The organism is Ruegeria sp. CDSB113 (assembly GCF_059611045.1).
Genome location: NZ_JBXWOU010000001.1, coordinates 53,480 through 78,519, shown reverse-complemented (window position 1 = coordinate 78,519; position 25,040 = coordinate 53,480). Strand labels below are relative to the sequence as shown.

Genomic DNA, 25,040 nt, shown 5'->3' with positions numbered 1-25,040 from the left:
GCCGAGAACGACGGTCAGACTTTCGCCAAAAGGCTTACGCGCCCGGATTGCACTTGCCCAGTTCGCCACCGGCGAACATCGGGTGCTCGGGATCGTACTCGACCTGCGAACGCGGCGTGATCTCGACGATTTCAAGCGTGTCATAGGCGTTGGTCGGGTTCTCGTTGCCACGCACAACCAATACGTCCTTGAAGCACTGGTGATCGGCACCGCGATACCAGGTGGGACCATTGCCAAGCCCGTCGAACTCAAAGTCTTCCAGAGCTTCGGCAACACCACAGGGGTTGAAGGTGCCCGCACGCTCACACGCATCCGCATAGAGAAGCACCTGCGCATAACAGGTCTGAGCAGAGTTGGACGGCGGCTTGCCGTATTTCTCACCAAAGGACTTCACGAAGGCCTTGGTGCCCTCATCCTGCAGCTGCCAGTTCCAGTTCATCGACCCGAGCACGCCCTTGATGTTCTCGCCCGCACCAGCGGCCATCAGCTCGGAATACAGTGGCACGACGATCTTGAAGTCCTTGCCGTTTGCAACCTTGTCGAGCAGACCGAACTGGATCGCGTTGGTCAGCGAGTTCACCATGTTGCCGCCATAGTGGTTCAGAACCAGCACGTCCGCGCCAGAGTTCAGAACCGGTGCGATGTAGGACGAGAAGTCCGTAGACGCCAGTGGCGTCTTAACTGTGTTGACCGTCTCCCAGCCCAGGGCTTCGGTCGAGGCAACGATCGACTCTTCCTGGGTCCAGCCCCAGTTGTAGTCGGCCGTCAGGTGATAGGCGCGACGTTCTTTGCCCATCTCAGCCGCCAGCACCGGCGCCAGAGCGGCACCCGACATGTAGGCATTGAAGAAGTGGCGGAAACCGTTGGCCTTCTTGTCCTTGCCCGTGGTGTCGTTTGCGTGGGTCAGGCCAGCCATGAAGATGACGCCCGCCTCTTGGCACAGGCCCTGAACCGCAACAGCCACGCCCGAGGACGAACCACCGTTGATCATGATTGCGCCGTCTTTTTCGATCATCGACTTGGCCGATGCGCGGGCTGCGTCAGATTTGGTCTGGGTGTCGCCGGTAACAAACTCGACCTTCTTGCCGAGGATACCGTTCCCCTGAAGCGCCTTCGATGAGAATGTGTTCAAACAACCACCGTCGCCTTCGCCGTTCAGATGTTCGACTGCCAGCTGTTGCGCCAGCAATTCGTCATTGCCTTCGTCGGCATAAGGTCCGGTTTGCGGGACATTGAAGCCCAGAGTGACAGACGACCCTGTCGGCTCATTGGTGAAGGCAGCGGCCGACGAAGCCGTAAAGATCGTAGGCAGGGCCAGACCGGTACCTGCAACCGCACCAGACTTTAGCACGCCGCGGCGCGTGACATTTTTCTTAGTCATGTATTCCTCCCATTTCCATTTTTCGTCCTTTGGCTCCTCTTCCAGCAGACGAAAGCGCACTTTTGTGCATTCCAATAATGGAAATCGGACTGAAAATTTCTCAATAAATTACTAGTATTGAAACAAAATTTTGTAAATTTGTTCACGAATTTTGGGAATTTTTGTAAAGAAAGTGACAACCAGCCCTGTCCCGGCGTTGTCGCGCAAATCATAGTGGGGGACTTATCTTGTGCGTCCAGCATGGTAGCCGGAGCGCTTGAGCAGTTGGGTGCAACCTGGGCATGAGACCTGGAATTGGCCACCCTGCGGCACTGCATCAATACAACGCGGCTCGCTATCTATTTCGATTGATCCTGATGTAAACCGGGCGCTCAGGCCCAACGGCAAACGGGGCTGGACTGGATTGCACCGGACCGCAGCGGATTTTGCCGCCGCCCGAAACGCGGCAGTTCGAGCGCCCCGATATTTGGGTAAGGCGTTGCGGCAGAAAACACATTTGAATTGAGGCGGGTATGGGTGGCGGGGCTGTCAGACAAATTCGAACCAGTCTCAGTCTACCTCAGAAAACCGGAAATTTGGCGGAACTAAGTTGGCTCCACGCGGAAAGAGCGGCGGTTCAACTGAGTTGGAACTTGTCGCGTGAGTAAAGCTGCCGTTCCTGATAGAAGTGACTATGGACGGAAGTGTCGTCTGCGGCAAACTTTTGCAAACATCGCATTTGCCGGATGCAGAGCATCCCACGTTCTTTTCGCCGACGGAAGATGTGAATACTCAGCAAGATTGTTCTTCCAACGGCCAGTTTCTTGCCTTGAGGCACTATCTATGACTTTCATCGCCGCGTCGTAAGAGTGCAATTTGTCAATGACGACGAAACCTGGCTGGCCGTATCGTTTCATCGCTTTCTTCGAGTGTATAAGGGCCGCAACACGATCCCGGCGCTTCTTGACATAGCTTTCCAGCACCTCGCCTTCATGGTCGGCTGCCCGCCACAGGTAATATTGCTTGCCGTTGATCTTCAACAATAACCTTATTTAGATGCCGCTACCAGTTCGCGGAACATCGCATCCGATTTATGTGCTTTCGGCTAATTTCTGCGGCACAGATTGGGCCAAACCTATTCAACCAGAATTGAAACTACACCATCACTGCTGGACGAATGACCTCAGGGTTGGTTTTGAAGCAGCGAAAAAGTGAGCGTTTTTGTCATTAAGCGAAGCTACGAAACTGCCCTGCCTGTCTCAAGCCAAATTCCCCTGGCACCACCCGTTCAAATGTTCAGGGCTTGCGGATCGAATGGCACAAGAAACTCCTGATTTTCTGTACTTCGGATCAAGAGCTGGTTTCCCAGAGTCTCAACTGCAATCACGCTGGCTCCACTACGCCAACGAAGCGCCCCGATAACATGTGTAACCTCAACTTGGCGATTGGGGTTTAAATGAATGACGCCGTGATCGTTGGGGAAACTGTTTTCGACATTTCCCAGGATGGGCGACGCGGCCCCCTCCTCAACCCCAAGGCAGGCGAAGTGGCGGCTCGACCAAGGAGCATAAAATCGACCACCGTTCGAATGCCACAACATCGTCATCGGCAAAGCCTGAGCCGATTTAAGCGACAGGAACATGTCGCCCTCCACGGGGCGAGAAACCGCAGTCCAACCCAATTTCTCTTCAGGCGAATCCAATCCAACAACAAAGTCTTCACTCTGCGGAGACCATGGGTAGTTTGACAGATTCACATCGCCGTCTTTCCCGGGAAAAGACGCCAACGTTTGGCTTTCAGCCGGATATCTAAGCGCTGAATTGCCTAATGTCGGATCAACTTCCTGTGCGACCTTAGGCGTTCTCCAACACTGCTTTCGAGAGGTTTGAATGATCCCGCCATTGGGCAAGGATACATTTGCGTGATTTGCAACTGGCACCACGCCGTCGCCACCAATGAAAGTGTGACGCTGGTAGACGAATGGATGCTCAGGATGCAGAGTAATCTCTTTTTGCAGCCTAGCTCCATAGACCGTTCTGTCGAGCTCAGCGCGCAAATAGCTGTCGGTCTTTTCTTCTAGTCTCCAACGAGAGTTAGCTGGCCACCCATGCAACGGCGATGTCCCCTCAGTTGACCCGAATGGGGCGCAGAAGAAATCACCGCCGAGTTTTTCCAAATGAGGTGCTATACCTTCGGGCATAACTTCGTCTGTGCCGACCCAAGGGGCGCGATGCAGTGGTGAAATCTCTGCGTCACCGTCGTACACACTGAAACTCTCAATCAACCCAAACTGCAAATCGAATGAAAGCCGGATGCCCGTTGCGGACAGTTCGATCACAAACCACTCCCAACCCAATAAATCATCCTACCAATACCATGATGCGACCATTCCCTACTCTGGTTTCGTGAGTGCGGAGATCTTCACATACGGGCGCCCTCAAAGCTTTGCCCGTGCGATAGTCGAATAGCCCATTATGCTTGGGGCACTCTATCTCGCTGCCCATCACCAGCCCGTCCGACAAGTGCACTTGTTCGTGTGTACAGAGACCATCGGTGCAATAGAACTCATTGTCCAAACTACGAACAATCACGTAGGTTCTACCGTCGTGGTCCCAACGAATGAGATCTTCTTCCTCAACATCGTCTACGGCGCATGCGTCAACCCAAGGCATTACGTTCCTCCTTGATCACCGTTTTCTAACCCCGTATTTCTCTCCGGAACTGCCAAGTGAAAATGTTCCCGATATGGGCGGGCCGTCGGCGGGAGAGACTTTCGTATGGCGTAACTCGGGTCAACACGCTGCTTCATGACGGAGCCCATCATTTCCCTGTAGCCATCCCAAATCGAAGTGTTCGGCGGCGGCAGATCATCCTTGATCAGATCATGAAGCGCTGGAAGAGAGTAATACGGAACCATCGGGAACATATGATGCTCAATATGGTAGTTCATGTTCCAGTAAACCCAACGGCTTATCGGGTTCATGTAAAGTGTGCGGGAATTCAACCGGTGATCAAGAACGTTCTCCGCAAGCCCTCCATGCTGAAGCAACCCCGTCATTACAAAATGCCAGCACCCATAGACCCGAGGACCTCCGATCAAGAGTATTGGGATCAGAGATTTCCATCCGGCCCCGGAGACAAGCAATACAAGTGAAACCACCAAAACAGCGGCGTAGATTGCAATGTGAACCCGCGCCCAAAAGACCGCCTTGGGCCATTGGCTTTCCGGAACGTAATCCCGCTCTTCTTGCGACAAGTTTCCCATCGCATTTCGCGTCAGAACTTTGAGCGAAGTCCACGTTTCAACAATCCCCACAAACGCAAGCGCCTTCAGTACGAGGCTGATCGGGTGCATCCACGCTATTTCCGGATCGCGGCCAACAATGAGCGTATCGGTATGATGCCGCGCGTGGCTCCAGCGCCAGTTGACCGGGTTTCGCATGATCTGGAAGGACGCGATGTGGTACACGACGTCGTTCATCCAGCGGGTTCGAAACGCCGTTCCGTGTCCGCATTCGTGCCAACGGCTGTCGCAGGCAGAACCATACACGACGCCGTATGCAAACCAGAAAGGCACGCAAAGCCAGCTGCCCCAGAAGTACAGACCACCAGCCGCAAAAACAAAGTGCAGAGCGATCCAAACTACTGTGTCACGAATGGCCGGCGCATCCCTGCGCTTCATAAGCGATTTCAGCTTCTTACGAGGAACATCGCTGTGGTACCACTCTGCGGCCGACAGACCGTTTTCTATCGCTTGACGCGTATTCGCACCGGTCAGGGAATAATCTCGAACAGTGAGTTCAGAGCCAATGGGTGTGGTTGACTTACTCATTTCCCCTTTCTCCATCGCTCACAGCGCGTCCCGCTTCTAGCAGGACTATAGCAAGGGCGTCTAGATTTTGACTGCGCTAATTGGGCGGCGCGGAGCTCGCCCGTGTTACAAGCTCTACGGGAAGCGCTGATTTCATTGGGAGCGATTTGCCAGTGTTCGCCAACTGGCCCAGCAATACCTCTGCCGCACGGCGCCCCAGTTGGTGCCGGTCCTGTCGGATTGTTGTCAGCGCGGGAACGTACGACCCCGACATTTCGATGTCGTCGAAACCAACAACCGAAATGTCACCGGGTACCTTCAACCCGCCCGCGACCAGCCCAGAAATCAACCCAAAGGCAACCATATCTGCGGCGCAGAACACCGCCGTTGGGCGCTCATCCATCGCAAGTATTCTTCTGGCGGCCTCATGTCCGGATTCCAGCGAGAAGTCTCCCCTGATGATCCACTCGGGCCGCGCTGGAAGCCCCAAGCGTGTCCGTTCTTCGACCACACCCTCACGCCGAGCGGTCGTCAGAACATTCCCGTCAGGACCGGTAACATGCGCGATTTTCTTGTGGCCCAAACCATGCAGGTGCCTGATCGCCAACCGCGCACCTTCGGCGTTGTCGCTGGAAATCACCGGAAAGGCCTCGCCTTCCACCCACTCACACAAAAATACTATGCGGTCGCCCGCGCCGTATGTGACGCATTGCTGAAGCGCGGCCGAAGGAATGCCACCATCCAAAGAGATTGCGCCATCTATCCGGCCATCTCGAAAGTACCCGGCAAGAGTTTCTTCCTGCAGCGGATTGCTTTCGGTGTCGGTGATCAGAACTGCATAATCCGACCCGGCGAACCCCTCGCTGATACCAGCGAGAATGCCCGAATAAAATGGTTTGCCGAGATTGGGAACAAGGACCAGCACCGCCCCTGCCCGCTGCATCCGCAGGTTTCGGGCGGCCTGGTTTACGCGATAACCCGTTTCGCGAATGGCTTCCAAGACAGCGACCCGTGTGGATTTTGACACCAGATCAGGATTGGACAAAACACGACTGACGGTGGCTGTCGACACCAGCGCGGCGCGTGCGACGTCCTGTATTGTGGCGGGTTTGGGCTTCTTACTCATGGCCTGTCATACGATTTCCAGCTTGACTCGAATCTACTGCAATGCCGATCATGTAATCGATTACACGAATTGAAAAGTGGATTTTTCCTATAATGTAATCGATTGCAGTAACGATTTCGCCAAACGAGGGAAACTGATGGCATCCGAATTCAAACGCACCAAAAGCCGGGTTCTTTGATGACATCGAAGGTCAAATTCGACTTTGCCGGGGCAAAGGTCCTGGTGATCGGCGCCAGCCGAGCCGGAATTGGTGCCGCTATTGCAAGAGAATTCCAGGACTCGGGTGCCACAGTGGAGATTACCGGTGTGGAACCGCAATGCGCCGAAGAGGACGCTGCCCGGTTTGACTACATTCAACTGGATGTAACCAACACCGACGAAGTCTACAAATTTGCAGGTGAACGGGACCATATTGACGTCTTGGTAAACTGTGCGGCGGTGACTCGACGCGGTGAAGAAATGGCACCTGAGTTCTTTTCCCACGTGCTGGACGTAAATCTGACCGGGTCTTTTCGCTGCGCCGAAGCGCTGCACCCTGCCCTTTCGGTCGCGAAAGGGCGCGTCATAAATGTGGCCTCCATGTATGCGCGCTTTGGTTCACCGCTCAACCCAGCCTATGGCGCGTCAAAAGCCGGCATAGAACAACTGACAAAATCACTGGCGATTGCGTGGGCCAAAGACGGTATTCGGGTGAACGCGATCGCGCCAGGGTTCATCGTGACCGAGCAATCCGCGAAAGCCCGAAAAGACGCCAGCTTCACAACAGCTGTTGAAGCACGCACACCCTTGGCGCGCTGGGGTCACCCAGAAGATATCTCCGGAACAGCCATGTTTCTCGCATCCGATGCCGCGGCTTTTGTGACCGGCACATGCCTGATCGTGGACGGAGGGTATTCGGTTGTTTGACAGGAGCACACAATGAGTGACATCGCGGAAATTCGCGCCGCAGTGATCGGGACCGGCTTCATAGGAACAGTGCACGTTCAGGCGCTTCGGCGTCTGGGCGTGGACGTAAGAGGTGTTCTTGGGTCATCGCCAGAGCGCGGAAGGGAACAGGCGCGGGCAATGAGCGTGGCCCGAGCCTATGACTCTCTGGAAGACCTGTTGGCGGATGAAATCATCGATGTAGTGCACGTAACGACCCCTAACCACGCACACTATCCGCAAGTGAAATCAATCCTGGCTGCGGGCAAACACGTCATCTGCGAGAAACCCCTTGCCGTGACATCCGCTGAAAGCGCTGAAATGGTCGACCTTGCCAAGGCTTCTGGCAAGGTTGCAGCGGTTTGTTACAACATTCGCTTTTATCCGCTGAACCAACAAGCCCATGGCATGGTCATGGCCGGGGATCTGGGTGATATCCGTTTTGTGACCGGGCACTACCACCAGGACTGGCTGGCCAAACCCACAGACTGGAACTGGCGGCTGGAAAGCGAAATGGGGGGCGTGCTGCGTTCGGTCGGCGACATTGGAACGCACTGGGTTGACCTGACCAGCTTCGTCACAGGGTTGAAGGCGACCTCCGTCTTTGCAGAGCTGACAACCTTCCTTCCGGAACGCCAGAAACCTCTTGGCCCGGTTGAGACATTTACCAGCGGAACCGGCAAAACCGAGACTGTGCGCATCGATACCGACGATGCTGCCATGATCCTTATCCGATATGAGAACGGAGCGCGGGCCGTGATGAGTACATCTCAGGTGAACATGGGTCGAAAGAACTCGTTGCAATGGGACATCGCCGGAACAAATGCCAGTGCGGCTTGGGACAGTGAAACTCCTGATCATCTGTTCATTGGGCATCGTGACGCGCCCAACCAAACCCTGATGCGTGACTTCACCTTGATGAACGGTCCGGGAATCGCAGCCGCCACATTGCCGCCCGGGCATGTCGAAGGGTTCGCAGATTCATTCTTCAACTTTTTCCGGGCGGTCTATGCCGACGTCATCGCGGGCGGGCGGCAACAAGGCAGCACATGGGCCACATTTGAGGACGGCCATTACGAGATGCAGTTCTGCGATGCCGTCGTGAAATCGGCGAGTGAGAGCCGCTGGGTCGATTTGAGCGAGATTTGAGGGCGATGACATGAAACTGGGCTTACTGACTGCACCATTCGAAAACTCTCAATTGACTGAGGTGGCGGCCTGGGCCGGTTCCAATGGGTTTTCGGCGATGGAGGTCGCCTGCTGGCCATCGTCAGGTGGCGAACAACGGCGCTATGCGGGAACCAGCCACATCAACGTAGACGGCCTTTCTGCGGATCAGGGCACTGAAATTGTTGGGCAGCTCGGCGATCAGGGTATCGAGATTTCAGGTCTGGGGTACTATCCCAACCCGCTCCACGCCGATACAGAGCACCGGGCTGAAGTCATTGGGCATCTTAACAAGGTAATCACAGCCGCTGGCGTGATGGGCATCAAAGTTGTCAACACATTCGTCGGCGGAGATCGCACTCTGCATCTCGACGCGAACTGGGAGCGTGCCACCGAAATTTTCGACCCGATCGTGAAGCACGCTCAAAACTCTGGTGTGCGTCTGTGCTTTGAAAACTGCCCGATGATCTTCAGCTATGACGAATGGCCCGGGGGTCACAACATTGCTTACTCGCCAAGAATCTGGCGGCGGATATTCGAGGAATGGGGCGATGCGGTTGGCATGAACTTCGATCCTTCACATCTGATCTGGCAGTTCATCGATCAAAAACGGTTCATCAAAGAATTTGGCCCATACATGGCTCATGTCCATGCCAAGGACGTGATGGTTGATGAGGACGGGCTTTATGAGAACGGGGTGATGTCAACCGGCATGGGATGGCAAATTCCACGGCTTTGCGGGCTGGGCGATGTGGATTGGTCCGGTTTCTTTTCCGGCCTGTACCGCGCCGGTTACGACGGTCCGATCATTATCGAACATGAAGACCGATTGTTCGAAGGGACTGACGAAAAGGTCAAGCGGGGTTTTCTGCTGGCCCGGGATGTCCTGTCACCATTCATCAAGTGAAGAAATTATCAAATTTGAAATGACTAAATCTGGGAGGAAAATAAAATGAAGAACCTACTTTATGGTGTTGCTGCTCTTGCAGTTTCAGCGTCTCTTTCAACTGTGGCGATGGCTGACGGGCACAAGCAATACACAATCGGAGTGTCCAATACCGTTCAAGGTAACGGCTGGCGCGAGCAGATGATCTGCGCCATGCGAGCGCAGGCCCTAGTTGAAGGCGATGTCACAAACCTGATCGTTGCACACCGTAATACGGATTCAGCCGGGCAACTGGAAGACATCAACAACCTCATCGAAGCGGGCGTTGACGCAATTGTCCTGAACCCCTCCAACCCGGATGCTTTGAATTCGGCACTGGAAAAAGCAATGGCGCAAGATATCGTCGTTGTTGCCGTGGATGCCGGCGTTTCGGCTGAAGGCGCCTACATTCTTTCGAACAATCAAGAAGAATACGCCTACCTCGGTGCCAAATGGTTATTTGAACAGCTCGGTGGCAAAGGTGACGTTGTCTACATGCGAGGCATTGCTGGGGTTTCGGCGGATACTGACCGCGACAACGGCTTTAAACGCGCGTTGGCAGAACACCCCGATATCAATGTGGTGCACGAGGTTTTCACTGGCTGGCAACAGGATCAGGGTAAGCAACAGATCTTCGATTACCTGGCCACCGGAATCCCCTTTGACGGTGTCTGGACCAGCGGTATCGACAATGTAATCGTCGACGCTTTCACTGAATCCGGCGCTCCCCTGGTTCCGATCGTCGGCGCAGACAACGCAGGATTTGTTCAATATCTGACCGAAGTTGAGGGATTGAACGGCGCGGCAGTGACAAATCCTGGCTCAGTTGGCGGCGCAGGCATTGCTCTGGCTGTTGACATTCTGAACGGCAACGCACCTGAGAACAAAACCGTTCTTGTCGACCCTGTGCTTTGGGAGAATGCAACTGACGCAGGCCGTGAAACGATCACAGCGGCTCAGAATCCTAACCTTGACCCAGAGTGGCCAGTATCAGTGACCGTTCCCGGCTGGACCGACTACACGATGGAACAAATCATCGACTGTAAGGGACCCGGCGAAGGTTGATCCGAATTGACTGGCCTTCCGCCTTTAGCTGGGCGGAAGGCAAATCCAACCTACTCGGCATTCAAGGACTTCCATGAGCAGCATACCACTTCTCGACGCGTCTGACGTGGCCAAAAGTTTTGGCGCCGTACGGGCGTTGACCAATGCGCACCTCACCGTTGCCGAAGGCGAGATCGTCGCCTTGATGGGCGCAAATGGTGCTGGCAAGTCCACTTTCGTCAAGATCATTACCGGTGCCCTTAAACCCGACGCTGGACAGGTATTGATCAGAGGCAAACAAGCGTTTGTCGGAAGCCCCGCCGAGGCGCGCCGTTCCGGTTTGGTGCCGGTTTATCAAGAACCCTCACTCATTCCTGATCTCGACGTATCCGACAATCTTCGGCTGACAGACACACCTGTCGATCAGTTTCAAAACTGGGTTACAGAACTTGGCATCGAAGGCCTGAAACTATCGGCAATGATTGGCAACCTGCCACTTGCTACGCTGCGCATCCTCGATCTGGCACGCGCTTTGGCCGTTGAACCTGATGTACTCTTGCTGGACGAAATGACCGCAGCGCTGCCGACGGATCTGGTTGAACGCGTATTGAAGACCGTAAGGCGCAAAGCAAATGACGGGATGGGTGTAATCTATGTTTCTCACCGTTTCACCGAGATTTCGGAACTGTGCGATCGGGCCACTGTGTTGCGGGATGGCATGTCTGTCGGAGATCTCGACATTGAACCCGGCGTAGAAGAACGCGTGGTCGAATTGATGCTGGGTCAGAAGATTGACATTGGAACACGTCAGTTCCTTCAAGCAAATGAACCACGGGCTAAGACACCGCGCCTGAGCATTAATTCACTGGCTTTTGAGCCCAGTTTTTGGGATGTTTCGTTCGACTTATTCCCCGGCGAGGTCCTAGGCGTGGTCGCGCTTGAGGGTCAGGGGCAAGATGAACTGTTTGAGGTTCTGGCGGGCTTTGATCGCCCATCTTCAGGATCGATGGAAGTTGATGGAAAGCCCGTAAACTTCGCCCACCCCGCCGACGCCATTGCAGTCGGGATAACCTTCGTTCCGGGCGATCGTTCAGACGCTCTGCTGGCGCAAAGGTCAGTTAAAGAAAACATCGCTTTGCCATTTTCAGCCCGGCTCAAGAACTGGGGGCCAATAAAATTGCGGCATGAGCGCGATCGGGTCGCTTACGCGGTCGAGAAGCTGCAGATCGACACACGCGCGCAGGGCGAGGTGCAAAGGCTTTCAGGTGGCAACCAACAGAAAGTCACCATTGGTCGCTGGCTCGCGGCAGGTGTCGAAACCCTGCTTCTATTCGACCCGACCCGTGGCATCGATGTGCGTACAAAACGCCAGATTTACCCGCTTGTCCGTGAGTTGGCAGATCAGGGAGCGGCGGTTCTGTTCTACACGTCCGAGTTGGAAGAAATCCCACTTGCCTGTGACCGCGCGGTCGTCATCTTCAACGGTCGCGTGGTTGACGTAATTGATGCCGCTGACGCTGATGAGCAAACACTGATGCGTGCGGCCTATGGCCTGACCGAGACGGAGGGCGCGGCGTGAGCGTGGCCATCCGAAAACACGCATGGGTCATGGGGTTAGCGGTTCTTCTCATGGTCCTTTTGACCATCACAAAATTGATACAGCCAACTTTCGGTGCGTCAGGACTGGAGAGTATTGCCCGCGCCGCCCTGCCCTTTGCTTTCGCAACCGCCGGTATGGCCATCGTCGTAATCGTCGGCGGTATCGACCTGTCTGTTGCGTCTATGATGGCGGTCTGTGCTGTGACTGCAGCCGTTCTGATGGAGCGCATGGCCGGTGTACCGGCCTTGTTTATCGTGTTGGGGGTCGGGTTTTTGATGGGGTTGATCAATGGTCTTTTGATCGTTGTAACGCGCGTGCCCGACATCGTTGTGACACTCGCCATGTTGTTTGTCTGGGAAGGCGTCGCGCTGTTGATCCTTGAGACTCCGGGCGGCGCGACTGCAGATTGGCTGGAACAGGCAATACGCGGTCACTTTCTGTTCAACGGACTGCCCAAAGCACTGCTCATTATTGCCTTTGGCATCGCTGTTGTCTGGTTGCCAATCCGGCGCTCCAAACTCGGGCTCTCGATTTACGCCACCGGATCAGACGAGCTTGCCGCCTTCCGCTCTTGCGTTTCAGTGGGAAGAACAAAGATAGCGGCCTATGCACTATGCGGGCTGTTTTGTGCCATGGGCGGGTTAAGCCTCGCTGCGCTAACCGGGATTGGAGAGCCGGTTCCGGGGCCATATCTTATGGCCTCGGTCGCGGCCGTGGTTCTGGGCGGTGTCGTGCTGGGCGGTGGCAAAGGCGGTCTGCTTGGGCCGATCATCGCGGTGTTCATTTTGCGGATCATTCGAACGATCCTGACATTGCTTGCCGTCGATCCAAACGTGACCACGATTATCGAAGGCACAATTATGGTTTTCGTCGTTATGCTGGGCACGGCGGCTTCATTGAAGGGAGCCCGCCGATGAGCATGGACACCACAGATCTGCCGATGGTCCGCTTTGGCCGTTATCTGCGAGACAACCCGATCATCCCGCTATTGGTCTTCCTTGTCCTGATGATCGCTGTGCTCGAAATATTGCGGCCAGGTATCGTAACCCCGGTCCGAGCGGGTCGGGATGGACTGATCTCTACTTTCTGGGTTGGCAACCTGATCAAGTTTGCAATTCCGTTGGCGATGCTTGCGGCTTGTCAGGTTCTAACAATGCTAACCGCAGGAATAGATCTCTCGGTCGGGGTAGTTGCCACCGTGTCAGCCTTCGTTTGCGCAACACTTAGTGCGATTTGGGGCGTGACACCTGCAGTATTGATCGCGCTGTCAGCTGGCCTAGTTGTGGGCGTTGTAAATGGCATCGGCGTGGGATTGGTCCGGGTCCATCCATTGATCATGACCCTAGGAACAGGGTTAATCGCCACCGGATGCCTGCAGGTCTATCAACGCCTCGTCATCAATGCTGGCACCGAAATTCCCGCCTTCCTTGCCTGGCTCGGAACCGGCCGCACCGCAGGAATGCCGAACGGCCTTTTTGTATTCATCCCGTTTGCGCTCTTTATCCTGTGGCTCATGCGCTATACAGGATTTGGTCGGCTTCTGTTCGCTCTGGGCTCCAATGAGCAGGCCGCTAAGCTGTCCGGGGTCCGAGCTTGGCAGGTCTATCTGGGGCTCTACGTGCTTTCCAGTTTGATCGCCGCGCTAGCCGGCTTGCTCTATCTCGGCATGATCCGCCAAACCTCGCTGAGCCTTGCTAACCCATTATTGTTACCCTCAGTGGCCGCAGCGGTGATTGGCGGCACATCAATCTTCGGAGGTCGTGGCAGTTTCGCAGGTGCGATTGTGGGCGCGCTTATTCTGCGTGTGCTGGATACCATGCTAACCTTGATGCAGATGCCGGAAGGTGCACGTACGGCCCTGTTTGGGCTGATCATCCTCGCAGTTACCGCGCTCTACGTCAGGATTACCGGCACGCGCTAAGGGAGGTTTCCAATGGCAAAATTCCGGATCGTCGGCATCAGTTTCGATCACATGCATATGGGTGATTTGCTTCGGATGGTTCACGATCATCCCGAAGCCGAAATCGCTGGGGTATTCGATCCGGATCGGGACAAGATGCAAGCAGCTGCAACGGCATTCGGCATTCCCGAAGATCGGATCTTTACCGATTTCGACGCGTGCATGGCTGCGGGGCCGTACGACATGGCACTTCTTTGCGTGGCACCTGGCTTTGTTGCACAAATGGGGTGAGGAATTCACTGTTTGAATCCAGAGTGCTAGCTGATGGGCATGAGCAGTTGGTCCCTTACGAAGTACAAGACCAGGAACTGGCCTTCGTACTATTCGGCGCTGAAGTAGCGCGGTTCACTATCGATCTGGTTTGATCCCGAGATGACCTGGTATGCGCCAGCGACAGGCAAGCGCGGTGGTCAACCTGAATTCAGCGACGCCGCGATCCAGGTTTGTCTGTCGATGAAGGTGCTTTTTGGCATGCCCCTTCGTCAGACGACCGGTTTCGTCGAAAGCTTGTTGCGGCTGGCAGGGCTCGACTGGAAGATCCCGGACTTCAGCACCTTGTGTCGTCGCCAAAGGACGTTGAATGTCTCTATCCCATACCGTGGTGGAACTGGGCCGTTGCATCTGTTGATTGATGCAACCACGATCAAAGCCGAGGGTGAGGGAGAGTGGAACGCTCGCAAGCATGGCGGGCCAAAGAAGCGCCTTTGGCGCAAGCTCCACCTCGGAATGGACGAGGAAACATTGGAGATCCGCGCGGTTGGCGTCACGACAAGCAACGTGGGCGATGCTCCAATGCTCCCCGACCTGCTGGAACAAATCCCACCAGATCAAGAGATCGCCACCGTCACAGCTGACGGTGCTTACGATACGAGGAAATGCCACAATGTGATTGCCGCTCGGGGAGCCGCTGCCATCATCCCGCCGCGCAAAAATGCCCAACTTTGGAAGCCAGCCATGGCAGGCGCTATCGCGCGGAATGAAGCCGTTAGGGCCTGCAAATATCTTGGTCGCGCCTTATGGAGAAAGTTGACCGGATATTACCGACGGAGCCGCGCAGAAACAAAGATGCACTGCCTAAAACTGCTTGGCCAAGGCCTCAAAGCCCGGGACTTCGAACGGCAGGTCGCTGAACTGCAGGTCCGGATCGCGGCGCTCAACCGCTACACAGCTATTGGCATACCCGTCACTGAGCCAATAGGGTAAGTCCGTCCGGGGAAAGGGGAGATCCGTTCAAACCACGATTTGTGCAACAAAGCCGGTCCTGAGCCGCGTTCTGAGCATGAGCCTGAACGGCCGCAAATCTTTTTAGAAGCACGCTGAATGTCAAAACACTCACTCGCATGGTCCGATCTCCTTAGGGTTTTCAGAAATCCAAAAATATGTTGCTCGATGAGAGCTGATGTCAGTCACTCTATCCTTAGAACGCGACGCGGTCCCCTCCTTTCAAGTCCAGGATTTCTCTCGCTTCATCGGGAGTTGCGACCTGACTGCCCAGATCTTCTACGATACGTCGAATTTTAGCGACTTGCTGAGCGTTGTTTTCGGCCAGTTTTCCACGAGAGATGAACAGGCTGTCTTCGAGACCGACGCGAAGGTTGCCGCCCATCTGGCTTGCCGTCGTGGCAAGCGACATCTGTGATCCACCTGCTCCTAAAACCGACCACCGGTAATCGTCACCAAAAAGCCGGTCGGCCGTACGTTTCATGAAGATCAGGTTGTCGACCTCGGGTCCGATACCGCCGAGGATGCCAAAGATGAACTGAATGAAGATCGGCGCTTTGAACAGCCCGATATCCATGCAGAATTTCAGGTTGTACAAATGCCCGACATCATAGCATTCATGCTCGAACTTGATGTCATGCGGCGCGAGTGTTTCCGCCGCCTCACGAATGTCCCGGAACGTATTGCGAAAGATGTTCTGATCAGAATTTACGACATAGTCCTTCTCCCAATCAAACTTCCAATCGCCATCACCGTATCGGTTGGCCAAAGGGTGAAACGAGAAGTTCATCGAACCCATATTCATCGAGCACATTTCGGGGCTGAAGGTCTTGGCCGGATTGATCCGGTCCTGAATGGACAAAGTCAGCGATCCACCGGTCGACAGGTTCACGACAGCATCCGTCGTTTGTTTGATGCGCGGCAGGAAAGGTGCGAAGTCATTCGGGTCGACCGATGGTGAGCCGTTCTCGGGGTTGCGCGCATGCAGGTGCAGGATCGACGCGCCGGCCTCGGCAGCGTTAATTGCCTGACGCGCGATATCATCATAGGTGTAAGGAAGTGCATCCGACATGGTTGGCGTGTGGATAGCGCCGGTTACGGCGCATGTGATGATCGTTTTTTTCTGACGGGCCATGGGTTCAGTTTTCCTTGGATTGTCCGATGTGCTTCACGCGGTAGTACAGCGGGAAAAGTTGCAGGTCATAGCGGCTGCGGATAACGCCCCAAATGCCTTTTGGCGCCTTGAGCATGACGACGATTGCGACAACGCCGAGAACGATCAGGTAAGTTGTACCGAGGTCTGCGAGTGTTTCGCGCAGGGCGAAGAAAACCAGCGTACCGATAATCGGCCCTTCGATGGTGCCGATGCCGCCGATCACCACGATGAAGATGACAAAGGCGGTCCAGTCATTGACGCTGAACGCCGCATCCGGCGAAATGCGCAGCTTTTGCAAAAAGATGAGCGCGCCGATCATCGCTGTGAATGCCGATGTGACGACGTACACGATGAACTTCGTGCGCCAGATATCGATACCCAAGCTGCCGGCTGCCAGTTCGTTGTCGCGAATTGCCGTCAACGCCAAGCCCTGCCTAGAGCGCAGGAAGAGATACACGGCTGTCACCACCAGCACAGCGGCCCCGAGCGCCAGCCAATAGCTCAGCGCTTCTCGCATCGCACGACCCGACGCCAGCGATTTCACGATGGCAACGGGGAGCGAAGATCCTGATCCTCCGCCAAGCGCTGAGATTTGCGCGAAGCTCAATCGAAAGACTTCGGCGATGACCCAGGTGCCTATGGCGAAATAGGCGCCGCGGAGCCTGAAGATCAGAACAGCAACCGGGATTGAGATCAAAGCCCCCAGCACTCCTGCAGCTGCGATAGCAACCATTGGGTGTAGCCCGCCCAGCATCGTAAGTGCAAAGAGCATATAGCCGCCAAAGCCCACATAGGCCTGCTGACCAACCGAGACGAGACCGGCGTAACCTGCCATCAGGTTCCAAAGGGTGGCAAGGGACAGGTAGAGAAACAGTTCTCCCATTAGGCGCATGTCAGCGCGGCCCGCCCACCAAGGCGCTGCGATCAAAACAAGCAGACCAATTGCGGCCAGGAGCGCAGCAACCCGGGCTGCTTTTGACGAACGAGATACGGAATAGTCTTGCAGATTCATCCGGAAACCCTCGGGAAGAGGCCGTTCGGACGAACGGCAAGAATGACAAGAAAGGCGATATGGCCAGCAAGCACCTGCCAACCCGGATCGATCTTGGCACCGATGGTCTGCGCAACACCAAGGATCACGCCGCCGACCAGTGTACCCCAAAGGTTGCCGAGCCCCCCGATAATGACGGCCTCAAAGCCAAAGATCAGACGACCGCCGCCGATTGAGGGATCAAAGCTAGTCCGAATCCCAAGCAGGATACCGGCAATCGCAGTCACACCCAGGGCCAGAGCCATGGCCAGACCAAAAATGTGCCGACGATTAAGGCCCATGAGCTGGGCGATGTCCTGATTGTCCGAAACGGCACGGAACGCGCGCCCCAGAGCGGTATGATAGAAGATCCATTGCAGCCCCCAGATCACGGCGACGGCAATACCGAAAGTGAGAAGCGGTAAGATTCCGAGTGCCACACCGCCCACGGCAACGCTTGCTGTTTCCAGCGCACCGGCATTCAATGTCTGGGGGTCTGCGGTGTAGACCTCCAGCAACCCGTTCTGGATGATCACGCTTAGGCCGAAGGTGACAAGCAAGGGCGGAAGAATATCGTCGCCTATAGTTTGGTTCAGAAGGCCGCGCTGAAGGGCATATCCGATCAACGCCATGGCGGGAACAACGATCACCAACGCGGCCATCGGATGCATTCCCGTCGCGGTCGTAACCGTCAGCCCGAGATATGCGGCCAGCACAATCAGGTCACCATGGGCAATATTGACTAGACGCATGACTCCAAAGATCAATGACAACCCTGCCGCGAACAGAGCGTAAAGCCCGCCGAGTAGAGTTCCCTGCACGATAGCGTTGAGCCATTCCATGTTATTCGATCCCGAAATAAGCGCGCGAGATGTCTTCGCGCGAAACGGTGTCAGACGCGCTTTCCAGCGAAACGCGCCCCTCTTGCAGACAGTAGACCCGGCTCGAGACCGACAGTGCCTTGGTGATGTCCTGTTCAACGATGATCGCGCTCATACCCTCGCCAATAATACCGGGAAGCGCTTCGTAGATGTCTTTGATGATTATCGGCGCCAGCCCGAGGCTAACTTCGTCAAAGAGGATCAAATCAGGGTTGGCCATGAGAGCGCGCCCGATAGCAACCATCTGCTGTTGACCGCCAGAGAGCGAAGTAGAGGCCTGATCTTTTCGCTCTTCAAGGATCGGAAATAGATCGTAGACGGCTTTCAGATCCCAGGGGCCTTTGCGGCCAACTTGCGCACCTATCATCAGGTTTTCTTTGACTGACAAAGAGGGGAACAATTGACGACCTTCTGGAACCATGGCGAGGCCAAGTTCGGCAACCTCGTCCGCTCGAAGTCGGCTGATATCCTGCCCCCGGTAGTGGATCTGACCCGGTCCGTTCGTCAGCAACCCTGTGATGGACCGCATCAAGGTGGTTTTGCCCGCACCATTTGCGCCGATGATGGCAAGGACTTCGCCGTCGCCGACGTCCAGTTCGACGTCGTAGAGCGCTTGGAAGTCGCTGTAGTAGGAATTTAAACCGCGCGTCTGGAGAATTGGATCAGGCATCGGCTTCGATCCCCAGATAGATCTCTTTGACTTCAGTGCTTTCCATGATTGTCTGCGGCTCGCCCTCGGCGATCTTCTTTCCGAAGTCGATAACGATCAGGCGGTCCACAACGGCCAGCAGCGCATGCACAACGTGTTCGATCCAGATGATGGTGACGCCGGAGGCATGAATGTCCTTGATGGTTTGAACCAGTGACTTGCACTCGGCTTCCGTCAGCCCACCGGCGATTTCGTCCAGCAGCAGCAATCTTGGCTTGGCGCAAAGCGCGCGCGTCAGTTCCAGGCGTTTTCGTTCCAGCAATGTCAGGCTACCTGCAAGAACGTTTGCCTTTGGCAGCAGCTCCGTTTGATCCAGTACTTCCAGACAAAACCGTTCAGCTTGGTGCCCACGCAGCCCAGCCGATTGCGTGGCAGCGATCATGGCGTTTTCGAAAACAGTCATGCCCGAAAATGGCTGCGGCACCTGAAACGAACGGGCAATCCCTGCATGGCTGCGTCTTGCCGCGCTCCATTTGGTGACGTTCTGACCATCAAAGTCGATACGTCCGGAATTCGGTTTCAGCGTCCCTGTAATCAGATTGAACATCGACGTTTTACCGGCGCCATTAGGGCCAATCACCCCAAGTGCCTCACCTTGTTGGACCTGATAGTTCAGCGCATCGGCGACAGTGACTGCGCCAAATGCTTTGCTCAGGTCTTGTAGATTCAGGATTGTTGTCATGCTTCTCTCGGATGAAGGGTTCGGCACCAAGATCGGCGCCGAACAATATGTCAGCCCAGCAGCTTCATGTCTGCCGTCACCGGAACCTCGGGCGCGGTGCTGTTTGCAACGATCTGCAACTCATACGCGTCCCCGGACTTTTGCCACTGACCACCGACCAATGGTGTTTTAGTGACATTGTTCATCGGCCCATCACCCCAGTTCACCGGCCCGACGATGGTGTTCAGGTTGGTGGATGTTATCGCCGAGATGATCGAAAACGGGTCTTCCAAATCATCCGCCCGTTTGATCACGTCCGCGACGACCTCAAACAGAGCATGTTTGAAGCCAAGCGGTTGCGTCCATGGACGTCCCGACTCTGCTGTGTACCCTTCTGCCAGTTGTTTCGACGAAATGCCGGTCAGCGAGGACGAGAACGGGTGATGTGGAGACCACCAGACCTCGGTCGACAATCCATCGCCACGATCGCCGAGCGATTCAATGACAGACGGGAACAACAGCGCCTTGCCGATCGTGACAACCTTGGGGTTGAACCCCTGCTGCGCGGCCTGGCTCCAGAACGTTGCGAAATCCGGCGGGATCATGTTGCCGGTAACGATTTCACATCCAGCCGCCTTAAACGCTGCAATCTGGTTTGAGAAGTCATCGGAGAGCGGCTGATAACGACCGGGATCGGTCAGCGTGTATCCTGCAGCAGCAAGCGGTTTGGGCAGGCCCAGTTCCGCATCACCCCAGGCATTGCCATCGGCATCATTGGGGAAAAGACCGCCCACGGTCTTGGCCACGCCTGTCTTGTCCCACATGTCGAGGAACGCGGCGATAACGTCTTCAAGACCCCAGAAGAAGTGATAGGTGTTCTCAAACCCTTCGCCCGGAACGCCGTTGCGGCCAAAGAAGTATGGCTGCCATGGGCAGTCGGTTGTGATGCAGGGAACTTCATTGATCTCTGCCTGATCGGCGACAGGATTCACCGTGTCCGGCGTTGAAGCCGCAACAATGATATCGACTTCATCTCCCAGAATCAGGTCAGCGGCGACCTCAGCTGCGCGGTTTGGATTGGACTGGCTGTCTTTTGAGATAATTTCGACATTCCAGGTCTTGCCATTGTTGTCCAACCCCGCCGAAAAGACCTGCTGAATGGCTTGCAGCACATATTCGTCGGCCTCGGCAAAACCGGCCAGTGGTCCGGTGCGCGGGCTGACATTACCGATCCGCAGCGTCGGGTTCGCGGCATAGGCCCGCGTTGCCCGAAGGATGGCCGGCGCAGCAATCGCCGCTGTGGCACCAGCTATGAAACCACGCCTCGTGGCTGTTTTGAAAATCCTTGTCATTGCGTCCTCCCTTCACCGGCCTCCCGCCAGTGTTTGATTGATCTTACAAAGTCTTCTCGAGATTCTTCAGATGCGTTGCGACACGCTGGCGAACTTCATCTGCCTCGCCTTCGGCCCACTTTCTGAACCCTTCGCCGGATTTCATGCCCAGCTTGCCCGCATCGACGAGCGCCTTGAGATAGGTTGAGGGGCCCTTGTGCGCCTCAAGATCGTGCAGCACGTTTTCATGGATATCGAGCGTCAGATCGGTGCCAACAAGGTCAGCGTTCTCTAACGGTCCAAGCACTGCCAACCGGCGGCCAAAACTGGACTTGATTACGGTATCAACCGCCTCTGCGTTGCAGATACCGTTTTCCACCAGGCTGACCGCTTCACGCCATAAGGCGTGCTGAAGCCGGTTTCCAATAAAGCCGGGCACATCCTTTTCGACCATCACCGGAGTTTTTCCGGCATCCTTCAATAGATCGTACATTGTCTGTGCAGTCTCTGAGTCTGTCCGCTCAGTCTTGATGACCTCGACCAACGGGATCATATGCGGCGGGTTCCACCAATGCGTTCCGATGGCCCGGTTTTTCAGCCGCAAACCAGACATGATCTGAGTGATCGGCATGACCGAAGTATTGGATGCGAGAACGCAAGTCTCTGGTGCGTGCGCCTCGATTTCAGCAAATATCTCTTGCTTAAGTTCCAATTTTTCCGGCGCCGCTTCGAAAACCGCGTCCGCATTTCGGACCGCGCTTTCCGTTGTCGCAAAGATCTCAATCATCTTGAGGGTCTTTGTGATTTTATCCTCGTCGTCCCCCATCGCCGCCATACTGGTGCGAATGCGTTCTGACACCGTATCCCGGGCTTCTTTCAACGGATCCGTGATGGCGACATATTGACCGGCCTTCGCTAAAGTCAGTGCAATGCCATGGCCCATAAGACCTGCGCCAATCACTGCCATCTGCTGCTTCTTACGCACCATCATTTAACCCGCCGTATATCCACCGTCGGCATGAAGGATATGCCCGGTGTAAAAATCGGAAGCCCTCGACGCGAGGAACAGCAGAGGACCGGCAAGGTCTTCTGGCTCACCCAGTCGCCCCTTGGGAACACGGGTAAGGAAGCCATCGCGCACCGCTTTGGCCTCGTCGGTTTCTTCGAACATCCAAGCTGTCAAAGGAGACCTGAACACTGTCGGAGCAATCGCGTTGACGGTAATTCCAGTCGGCCCGAGCTCACACCCCAAGGCTTTGGTGATTCCGTTTACTGCAGCCTTTGATGCGCAATACGCAGTATAGCCAGCCGGGTGGCCAAGGATACTACGAGCGGAACTGACGAAGATGATCTTGCCGTATTCGCTGACCTTCATTTGTTTCGCCGCCGAACGCGCGAGTAACCAGCTTTGATTGACGTTGGCATCCATCACCGCATCAAAGGTTTCGGGAGCCATTTCGTTGATTGGAGCGACTTTGTTCATGCCGGACGCGACGACGAGAATGTCCAGCTTGCCAAAGGTGCTGACCGCTTCATCGACCAATGCGTCGCATGACGCCTCATCGTTTGGGCGTGTGTTCACTGTTACAACAGCAGCTCCGAGCTCCTCGCACTCTTTGGCAATCTCATCGAGCGCTTGTTGGTTGCCTGCTGCCAAAACCAAGTTGCAACCGGCCCCGGCAAGAACACGTGCGGCCACCATGCCAAAAGCCCCAGAGGCCCCCGTGATCAGTGCGACATTGTCCTTAACATCAAACATCTTGAGTGGATTAGACATACTATTCGTCCTCAGTTTTCTGGCGGGTACGGAATGACGACAAGCATCTTGCAGGTGTGGTTCGAACGGTTTTCAATTTTACGAACTTCGCCCGGCGCGATCGTGCAGCTGTCCATGGGACCCAGGGTGGTTTCCACTCCATCAACGATGACGGTCATTTCGCCGTCCAAAACCACGTAGACCTTCTCGAACGGCGTAGAGTCCGGCCCAGCACCTCCACCCGGCAGGAACTGACTGAAGCCGATCCATTGATTTGTCGGCCCGCCTTCCTCGAACCCCTGCAAACGAAGCCCGTGGCATCCGAAGTGGTTCGGTGCTTCGTAGGGTTGGGCGTCTTTAAACCGCTTTAGATGCATGTTCGTCTCCGCTCAGGATTATAGTAATGGTGGCCGCCGGCGAACCGGCGACCGGTCCGTGAGTGTTCAGAATTCTTCGCCAGCTTCGATGCGATAGGACTGGTTCTTGTCGATCATCGCCACCAAACGGATGATGCAGCCATCACCACGGTCCCAGTTCCAAGGGAAGAATGCGAAGGTGCATCGCTTGCCGGTCACCGCATCAAGGTCACCGCCAACATTTTCAATTCCAAGAATACCTCTGGAGAACAGCATATTGTGCACCGGTTCCCACTCAGGGAAGTCAACTTCCCACGGAATTCCGCCTGACCACTCAAAATATTCCTTCTCAAGATGCGGCATGATCGGACCGTTTCGCTGCGGGCCAATGGCTGTTGCCAGTGGGTGGTCGTTTGCCTGGGTGTCATGCCCGACAACTTTCACACCTTTTTCGATCATCCACTCGGCGGCCGAAGGAACAAGACCCGGGCAGTAGGCGAAGTAGTCACCATCTTCGTACTGCTTGTGCCAACCGGTATTGATGATCAGAACGTCGCCCTTGCGGATCGCGTGCCCGCAAGCCTTTTCCAGATCATCGCCTGTGATTTGCTCCCACTTTTTCTTGGGGACAGAAACCACCAGGCCCGAACCGAAGAAATGCGGCAGCGGTACCTCGTCGATGAACGGCGTTCCTTGAACAACATGTGCCGGTGCATCGATATGCGTGGTCACGTGCATAGTCGTGGTAATTGTTTGCGACAGAACGCCGGACTTGGCCATGTAGTGTTTCCGGTCGATCTGGACGTCCTTGAAATAGGGCCAGTTAGAGCATTGAAACCCGTATCTGTGACTCAGGTTATAGAACTCCAACCCCATGTCATTGTCGGTGTTTGCCTGAAACTCAATGCCGCGGATTTCAACCATTGGGCATATCTCCTCTGTTCGCCGGCGAAGCGGCGTTGGTCGATTTGAATTGAATGGGTGGCCTCCCCACCTGTCCCGTATCATGATGCATACGCACCGCAATGCGGTCAACTTAAAACTCACATTACGGTTGACTTGCACCGCATAGTGGTACAGCTTACCAGTGCCCCTGACACCCGCAGCGGCAGAACCAAGAAACGAAGAGGAGGTGTAAATGACTGATAAAAATGACAAAGGTGGCATTCAGGTCATTTCGAGAGCAGCTTCGATTCTGCGTGTTCTGAAGGAAAGCCAGTCCGGGATGAGCCTGGGAAAAATTGCCGAACGCGTTGACCTGCCCCGCTCTACGGTACAGAGAATCACAAGTGCCCTTGCGGAAGAGAAGTTTGTTATTTCCGATGCGAATGGAGGCGGTCTGCGGCTCGGCCCTGAACTGAACGCCCTTGCGGGGGCGGCACAATACAGCATTGTCGAGCACTGCCGGCTTCTTTTAACTGAACTGACACAAAAGACCGGAGAAACAACTGACCTCGCGGTTATGCGCGGTATCGGTATGGTTTTTCTGGATCAGGTTCCCGGCGTATACCGTTTGACGACGGTCTCGCAAGTGGGCGAGGTTTTTCCTTTGACCACCACGGCGAATGGCAAAGCATGTCTTGCCCAACTCAGTAAGGAAGATGCGATCAAGCTAATTCGAAATGAATGGGACCGGAATGGCATCCAGAGGAACTTAGATGAGTTCTTGTCCGAACTGGCCGTGATCCGAGAACAAGGCCTAGCCTATGACATGGACGAGCATTCTGCCGGTGTGTCGGCAATAGGATTTTCCTTCGTCGATTGGGTTGGAGATTTGCACGCAATCTCCATTCCGGTACCAACGACCCGGTTTTCACGACAAAAAGCAACAATTGAACAAGCGCTTCTTGAGACAGCCGCCAATATCCACCAAACTTTTCAATGACCTGACAGGCGAAGTTTGGGTTCGGTTGAACCGTGTACCCCGACTGCCTCAATCGTATACTATAATTGGAAAAGACTCGGGAGAGCACTTTCTTGAAGAGATAATGCTCAGATACCAAGGTCTACAACGGTCTCCAA

Annotated in this window: 24 protein-coding genes and 2 pseudogenes; 10 read left to right on the top strand and 16 right to left on the bottom strand. The window is 55.2% G+C overall.

Annotated elements, in window-relative coordinates:
* Window positions 1–34: 34 nt before the first annotated feature.
* The 6 genes and pseudogenes from AC2FIS_RS00410 to AC2FIS_RS00385 form a co-directional block, all read right to left on the bottom strand.
* Window positions 35–1,381 (bottom strand): substrate-binding protein, encoded by a 1,347-nt coding sequence (locus AC2FIS_RS00410; protein WP_496771571.1) that lies wholly within the window; start codon window positions 1,379–1,381, stop codon window positions 35–37.
* A 616-nt stretch (window positions 1,382–1,997) separates the two neighbouring features.
* A pseudogene (locus AC2FIS_RS00405) lies at window positions 1,998–2,539 on the bottom strand (DDE-type integrase/transposase/recombinase).
* 109 nt (window positions 2,540–2,648) lie between these two features.
* Window positions 2,649–3,698 (bottom strand): hypothetical protein, encoded by a 1,050-nt coding sequence (locus tag AC2FIS_RS00400; RefSeq protein WP_496771570.1) that lies wholly within the window; start codon window positions 3,696–3,698, stop codon window positions 2,649–2,651.
* A gap of 22 nt (window positions 3,699–3,720) precedes the next feature.
* Window positions 3,721–4,032, bottom strand: a complete 312-nt coding sequence (locus AC2FIS_RS00395; protein ID WP_496771569.1) for a MocE family 2Fe-2S type ferredoxin — start codon at window positions 4,030–4,032, stop codon at window positions 3,721–3,723.
* The gene (locus tag AC2FIS_RS00390; protein ID WP_496771568.1) at window positions 4,032–5,192 is read right to left on the bottom strand and encodes a fatty acid desaturase family protein; all 1,161 of its coding nucleotides are present in this window, start codon (window positions 5,190–5,192) and stop codon (window positions 4,032–4,034) included. Before AC2FIS_RS00390 ends, AC2FIS_RS00395 begins: the two co-directional genes overlap by 1 nt.
* A 76-nt stretch (window positions 5,193–5,268) precedes the next feature.
* Window positions 5,269–6,297 (bottom strand): LacI family DNA-binding transcriptional regulator, encoded by a 1,029-nt coding sequence (locus AC2FIS_RS00385; RefSeq protein ID WP_496771567.1) that lies wholly within the window; start codon window positions 6,295–6,297, stop codon window positions 5,269–5,271.
* A gap of 177 nt (window positions 6,298–6,474) precedes the next feature.
* Between AC2FIS_RS00385 and AC2FIS_RS00380 the strand changes: the two genes are divergently transcribed.
* From AC2FIS_RS00380 to AC2FIS_RS00340, 9 genes and pseudogenes are all read left to right on the top strand, one after another.
* On the top strand, window positions 6,475–7,203 hold the full coding sequence (locus tag AC2FIS_RS00380) for an SDR family NAD(P)-dependent oxidoreductase (RefSeq protein ID WP_496771566.1): 729 nt from the start codon (window positions 6,475–6,477) through the stop codon (window positions 7,201–7,203).
* A 12-nt stretch (window positions 7,204–7,215) separates the two neighbouring features.
* On the top strand, window positions 7,216–8,370 hold the full coding sequence (locus AC2FIS_RS00375; RefSeq protein ID WP_496771565.1) for a Gfo/Idh/MocA family protein: 1,155 nt from the start codon (window positions 7,216–7,218) through the stop codon (window positions 8,368–8,370).
* 10 nt (window positions 8,371–8,380) lie between these two features.
* Complete coding sequence (locus AC2FIS_RS00370) at window positions 8,381–9,295, top strand: sugar phosphate isomerase/epimerase family protein (RefSeq protein ID WP_496771564.1); 915 nt, start codon at window positions 8,381–8,383, stop codon at window positions 9,293–9,295.
* Window positions 9,296–9,340: 45 nt separating this feature from the next.
* Entirely contained in the window at window positions 9,341–10,378 is a 1,038-nt protein-coding gene (locus AC2FIS_RS00365; protein WP_496771563.1) for an ABC transporter substrate-binding protein, read from the top strand.
* A 73-nt stretch (window positions 10,379–10,451) separates the two neighbouring features.
* Window positions 10,452–11,936, top strand: coding sequence for a sugar ABC transporter ATP-binding protein (locus AC2FIS_RS00360; protein ID WP_496771562.1), 1,485 nt, complete (start codon window positions 10,452–10,454; stop codon window positions 11,934–11,936).
* Entirely contained in the window at window positions 11,933–12,874 is a 942-nt protein-coding gene (locus AC2FIS_RS00355) for an ABC transporter permease (protein WP_496771561.1), read from the top strand. The genes AC2FIS_RS00360 and AC2FIS_RS00355 overlap by 4 nt, the downstream gene beginning before the upstream one ends.
* Window positions 12,871–13,878, top strand: coding sequence for an ABC transporter permease (locus tag AC2FIS_RS00350; protein ID WP_199528455.1), 1,008 nt, complete (start codon window positions 12,871–12,873; stop codon window positions 13,876–13,878). Before AC2FIS_RS00355 ends, AC2FIS_RS00350 begins: the two co-directional genes overlap by 4 nt.
* A 12-nt stretch (window positions 13,879–13,890) precedes the next feature.
* Complete coding sequence (locus tag AC2FIS_RS00345) at window positions 13,891–14,148, top strand: Gfo/Idh/MocA family oxidoreductase (RefSeq protein ID WP_496771560.1); 258 nt, start codon at window positions 13,891–13,893, stop codon at window positions 14,146–14,148.
* A gap of 39 nt (window positions 14,149–14,187) precedes the next feature.
* Window positions 14,188–15,120, top strand: a pseudogene (locus tag AC2FIS_RS00340) (IS5 family transposase).
* Between the two features lie 214 nt (window positions 15,121–15,334).
* Here the strand turns inward: AC2FIS_RS00340 and kce are convergent.
* From kce to AC2FIS_RS00290, 10 genes are all read right to left on the bottom strand, one after another.
* Window positions 15,335–16,273: a 3,5-dioxohexanoate:acetyl-CoA acetone transferase gene (gene kce, locus AC2FIS_RS00335; protein ID WP_496771559.1), complete on the bottom strand. Its 939-nt coding sequence runs from the start codon at window positions 16,271–16,273 to the stop codon at window positions 15,335–15,337.
* A 4-nt stretch (window positions 16,274–16,277) separates the two neighbouring features.
* Window positions 16,278–17,306, bottom strand: a complete 1,029-nt coding sequence (locus AC2FIS_RS00330) for a branched-chain amino acid ABC transporter permease (protein ID WP_496771558.1) — start codon at window positions 17,304–17,306, stop codon at window positions 16,278–16,280.
* Window positions 17,303–18,166: a branched-chain amino acid ABC transporter permease gene (locus AC2FIS_RS00325; RefSeq protein WP_496771557.1), complete on the bottom strand. Its 864-nt coding sequence runs from the start codon at window positions 18,164–18,166 to the stop codon at window positions 17,303–17,305. Before AC2FIS_RS00325 ends, AC2FIS_RS00330 begins: the two co-directional genes overlap by 4 nt.
* A gap of 1 nt (window position 18,167) precedes the next feature.
* A complete protein-coding gene (locus AC2FIS_RS00320) occupies window positions 18,168–18,875 on the bottom strand; it encodes an ABC transporter ATP-binding protein (protein WP_496771556.1) in 708 nt (235 codons plus the stop codon).
* Entirely contained in the window at window positions 18,868–19,596 is a 729-nt protein-coding gene (locus AC2FIS_RS00315; protein WP_299886614.1) for an ABC transporter ATP-binding protein, read from the bottom strand. The genes AC2FIS_RS00320 and AC2FIS_RS00315 overlap by 8 nt, the downstream gene beginning before the upstream one ends.
* Before the next feature lie 50 nt (window positions 19,597–19,646).
* On the bottom strand, window positions 19,647–20,927 hold the full coding sequence (locus AC2FIS_RS00310; RefSeq protein ID WP_496771555.1) for an ABC transporter substrate-binding protein: 1,281 nt from the start codon (window positions 20,925–20,927) through the stop codon (window positions 19,647–19,649).
* Window positions 20,928–20,970: 43 nt separating this feature from the next.
* The gene (locus tag AC2FIS_RS00305) at window positions 20,971–21,891 is read right to left on the bottom strand and encodes a 3-hydroxyacyl-CoA dehydrogenase family protein (protein ID WP_496771554.1); all 921 of its coding nucleotides are present in this window, start codon (window positions 21,889–21,891) and stop codon (window positions 20,971–20,973) included.
* Window positions 21,892–21,897: 6 nt separating this feature from the next.
* Entirely contained in the window at window positions 21,898–22,683 is a 786-nt protein-coding gene (locus tag AC2FIS_RS00300; RefSeq protein WP_282153284.1) for an SDR family NAD(P)-dependent oxidoreductase, read from the bottom strand.
* Between the two features lie 11 nt (window positions 22,684–22,694).
* Complete coding sequence (locus tag AC2FIS_RS00295; RefSeq protein WP_496771553.1) at window positions 22,695–23,039, bottom strand: cupin domain-containing protein; 345 nt, start codon at window positions 23,037–23,039, stop codon at window positions 22,695–22,697.
* A gap of 66 nt (window positions 23,040–23,105) precedes the next feature.
* Window positions 23,106–23,942, bottom strand: coding sequence for a cyclase family protein (locus AC2FIS_RS00290; RefSeq protein WP_496771552.1), 837 nt, complete (start codon window positions 23,940–23,942; stop codon window positions 23,106–23,108).
* A 214-nt stretch (window positions 23,943–24,156) separates the two neighbouring features.
* Here AC2FIS_RS00290 and AC2FIS_RS00285 point away from each other — a divergent pair, with 214 nt between their 5' ends.
* Entirely contained in the window at window positions 24,157–24,903 is a 747-nt protein-coding gene (locus AC2FIS_RS00285; protein ID WP_496771551.1) for an IclR family transcriptional regulator, read from the top strand.
* Window positions 24,904–25,040 lie beyond the last annotated feature (137 nt).

Bases quoted from the DNA above. Each gene is read 5' to 3' on its own strand.
- AC2FIS_RS00410 (WP_496771571.1), bottom strand. From the start codon at position 1,381: ATGACTAAGAAAAATGTCACGCGCCGCGGCGTGCTAAAGTCTGGTGCG.
- AC2FIS_RS00395 (WP_496771569.1), bottom strand. From the start codon at position 4,032: ATGCCTTGGGTTGACGCATGCGCCGTAGACGATGTTGAGGAAGAAGAT.
- AC2FIS_RS00390 (WP_496771568.1), bottom strand. From the start codon at position 5,192: ATGAGTAAGTCAACCACACCCATTGGCTCTGAACTCACTGTTCGAGAT.
- AC2FIS_RS00385 (WP_496771567.1), bottom strand. From the start codon at position 6,297: ATGAGTAAGAAGCCCAAACCCGCCACAATACAGGACGTCGCACGCGCC.
- AC2FIS_RS00380 (WP_496771566.1), top strand. From the start codon at position 6,475: ATGACATCGAAGGTCAAATTCGACTTTGCCGGGGCAAAGGTCCTGGTG.
- AC2FIS_RS00375 (WP_496771565.1), top strand. From the start codon at position 7,216: ATGAGTGACATCGCGGAAATTCGCGCCGCAGTGATCGGGACCGGCTTC.
- AC2FIS_RS00370 (WP_496771564.1), top strand. From the start codon at position 8,381: ATGAAACTGGGCTTACTGACTGCACCATTCGAAAACTCTCAATTGACT.
- AC2FIS_RS00365 (WP_496771563.1), top strand. From the start codon at position 9,341: ATGAAGAACCTACTTTATGGTGTTGCTGCTCTTGCAGTTTCAGCGTCT.
- AC2FIS_RS00360 (WP_496771562.1), top strand. From the start codon at position 10,452: ATGAGCAGCATACCACTTCTCGACGCGTCTGACGTGGCCAAAAGTTTT.
- AC2FIS_RS00350 (WP_199528455.1), top strand. From the start codon at position 12,871: ATGAGCATGGACACCACAGATCTGCCGATGGTCCGCTTTGGCCGTTAT.
- AC2FIS_RS00345 (WP_496771560.1), top strand. From the start codon at position 13,891: ATGGCAAAATTCCGGATCGTCGGCATCAGTTTCGATCACATGCATATG.
- kce (WP_496771559.1), bottom strand. From the start codon at position 16,273: ATGGCCCGTCAGAAAAAAACGATCATCACATGCGCCGTAACCGGCGCT.
- AC2FIS_RS00330 (WP_496771558.1), bottom strand. From the start codon at position 17,306: ATGAATCTGCAAGACTATTCCGTATCTCGTTCGTCAAAAGCAGCCCGG.
- AC2FIS_RS00325 (WP_496771557.1), bottom strand. From the start codon at position 18,166: ATGGAATGGCTCAACGCTATCGTGCAGGGAACTCTACTCGGCGGGCTT.
- AC2FIS_RS00320 (WP_496771556.1), bottom strand. From the start codon at position 18,875: ATGCCTGATCCAATTCTCCAGACGCGCGGTTTAAATTCCTACTACAGC.
- AC2FIS_RS00315 (WP_299886614.1), bottom strand. From the start codon at position 19,596: ATGACAACAATCCTGAATCTACAAGACCTGAGCAAAGCATTTGGCGCA.
- AC2FIS_RS00310 (WP_496771555.1), bottom strand. From the start codon at position 20,927: ATGACAAGGATTTTCAAAACAGCCACGAGGCGTGGTTTCATAGCTGGT.
- AC2FIS_RS00300 (WP_282153284.1), bottom strand. From the start codon at position 22,683: ATGTCTAATCCACTCAAGATGTTTGATGTTAAGGACAATGTCGCACTG.
- AC2FIS_RS00295 (WP_496771553.1), bottom strand. From the start codon at position 23,039: ATGCATCTAAAGCGGTTTAAAGACGCCCAACCCTACGAAGCACCGAAC.
- AC2FIS_RS00290 (WP_496771552.1), bottom strand. From the start codon at position 23,942: ATGGTTGAAATCCGCGGCATTGAGTTTCAGGCAAACACCGACAATGAC.
- AC2FIS_RS00285 (WP_496771551.1), top strand. From the start codon at position 24,157: ATGACTGATAAAAATGACAAAGGTGGCATTCAGGTCATTTCGAGAGCA.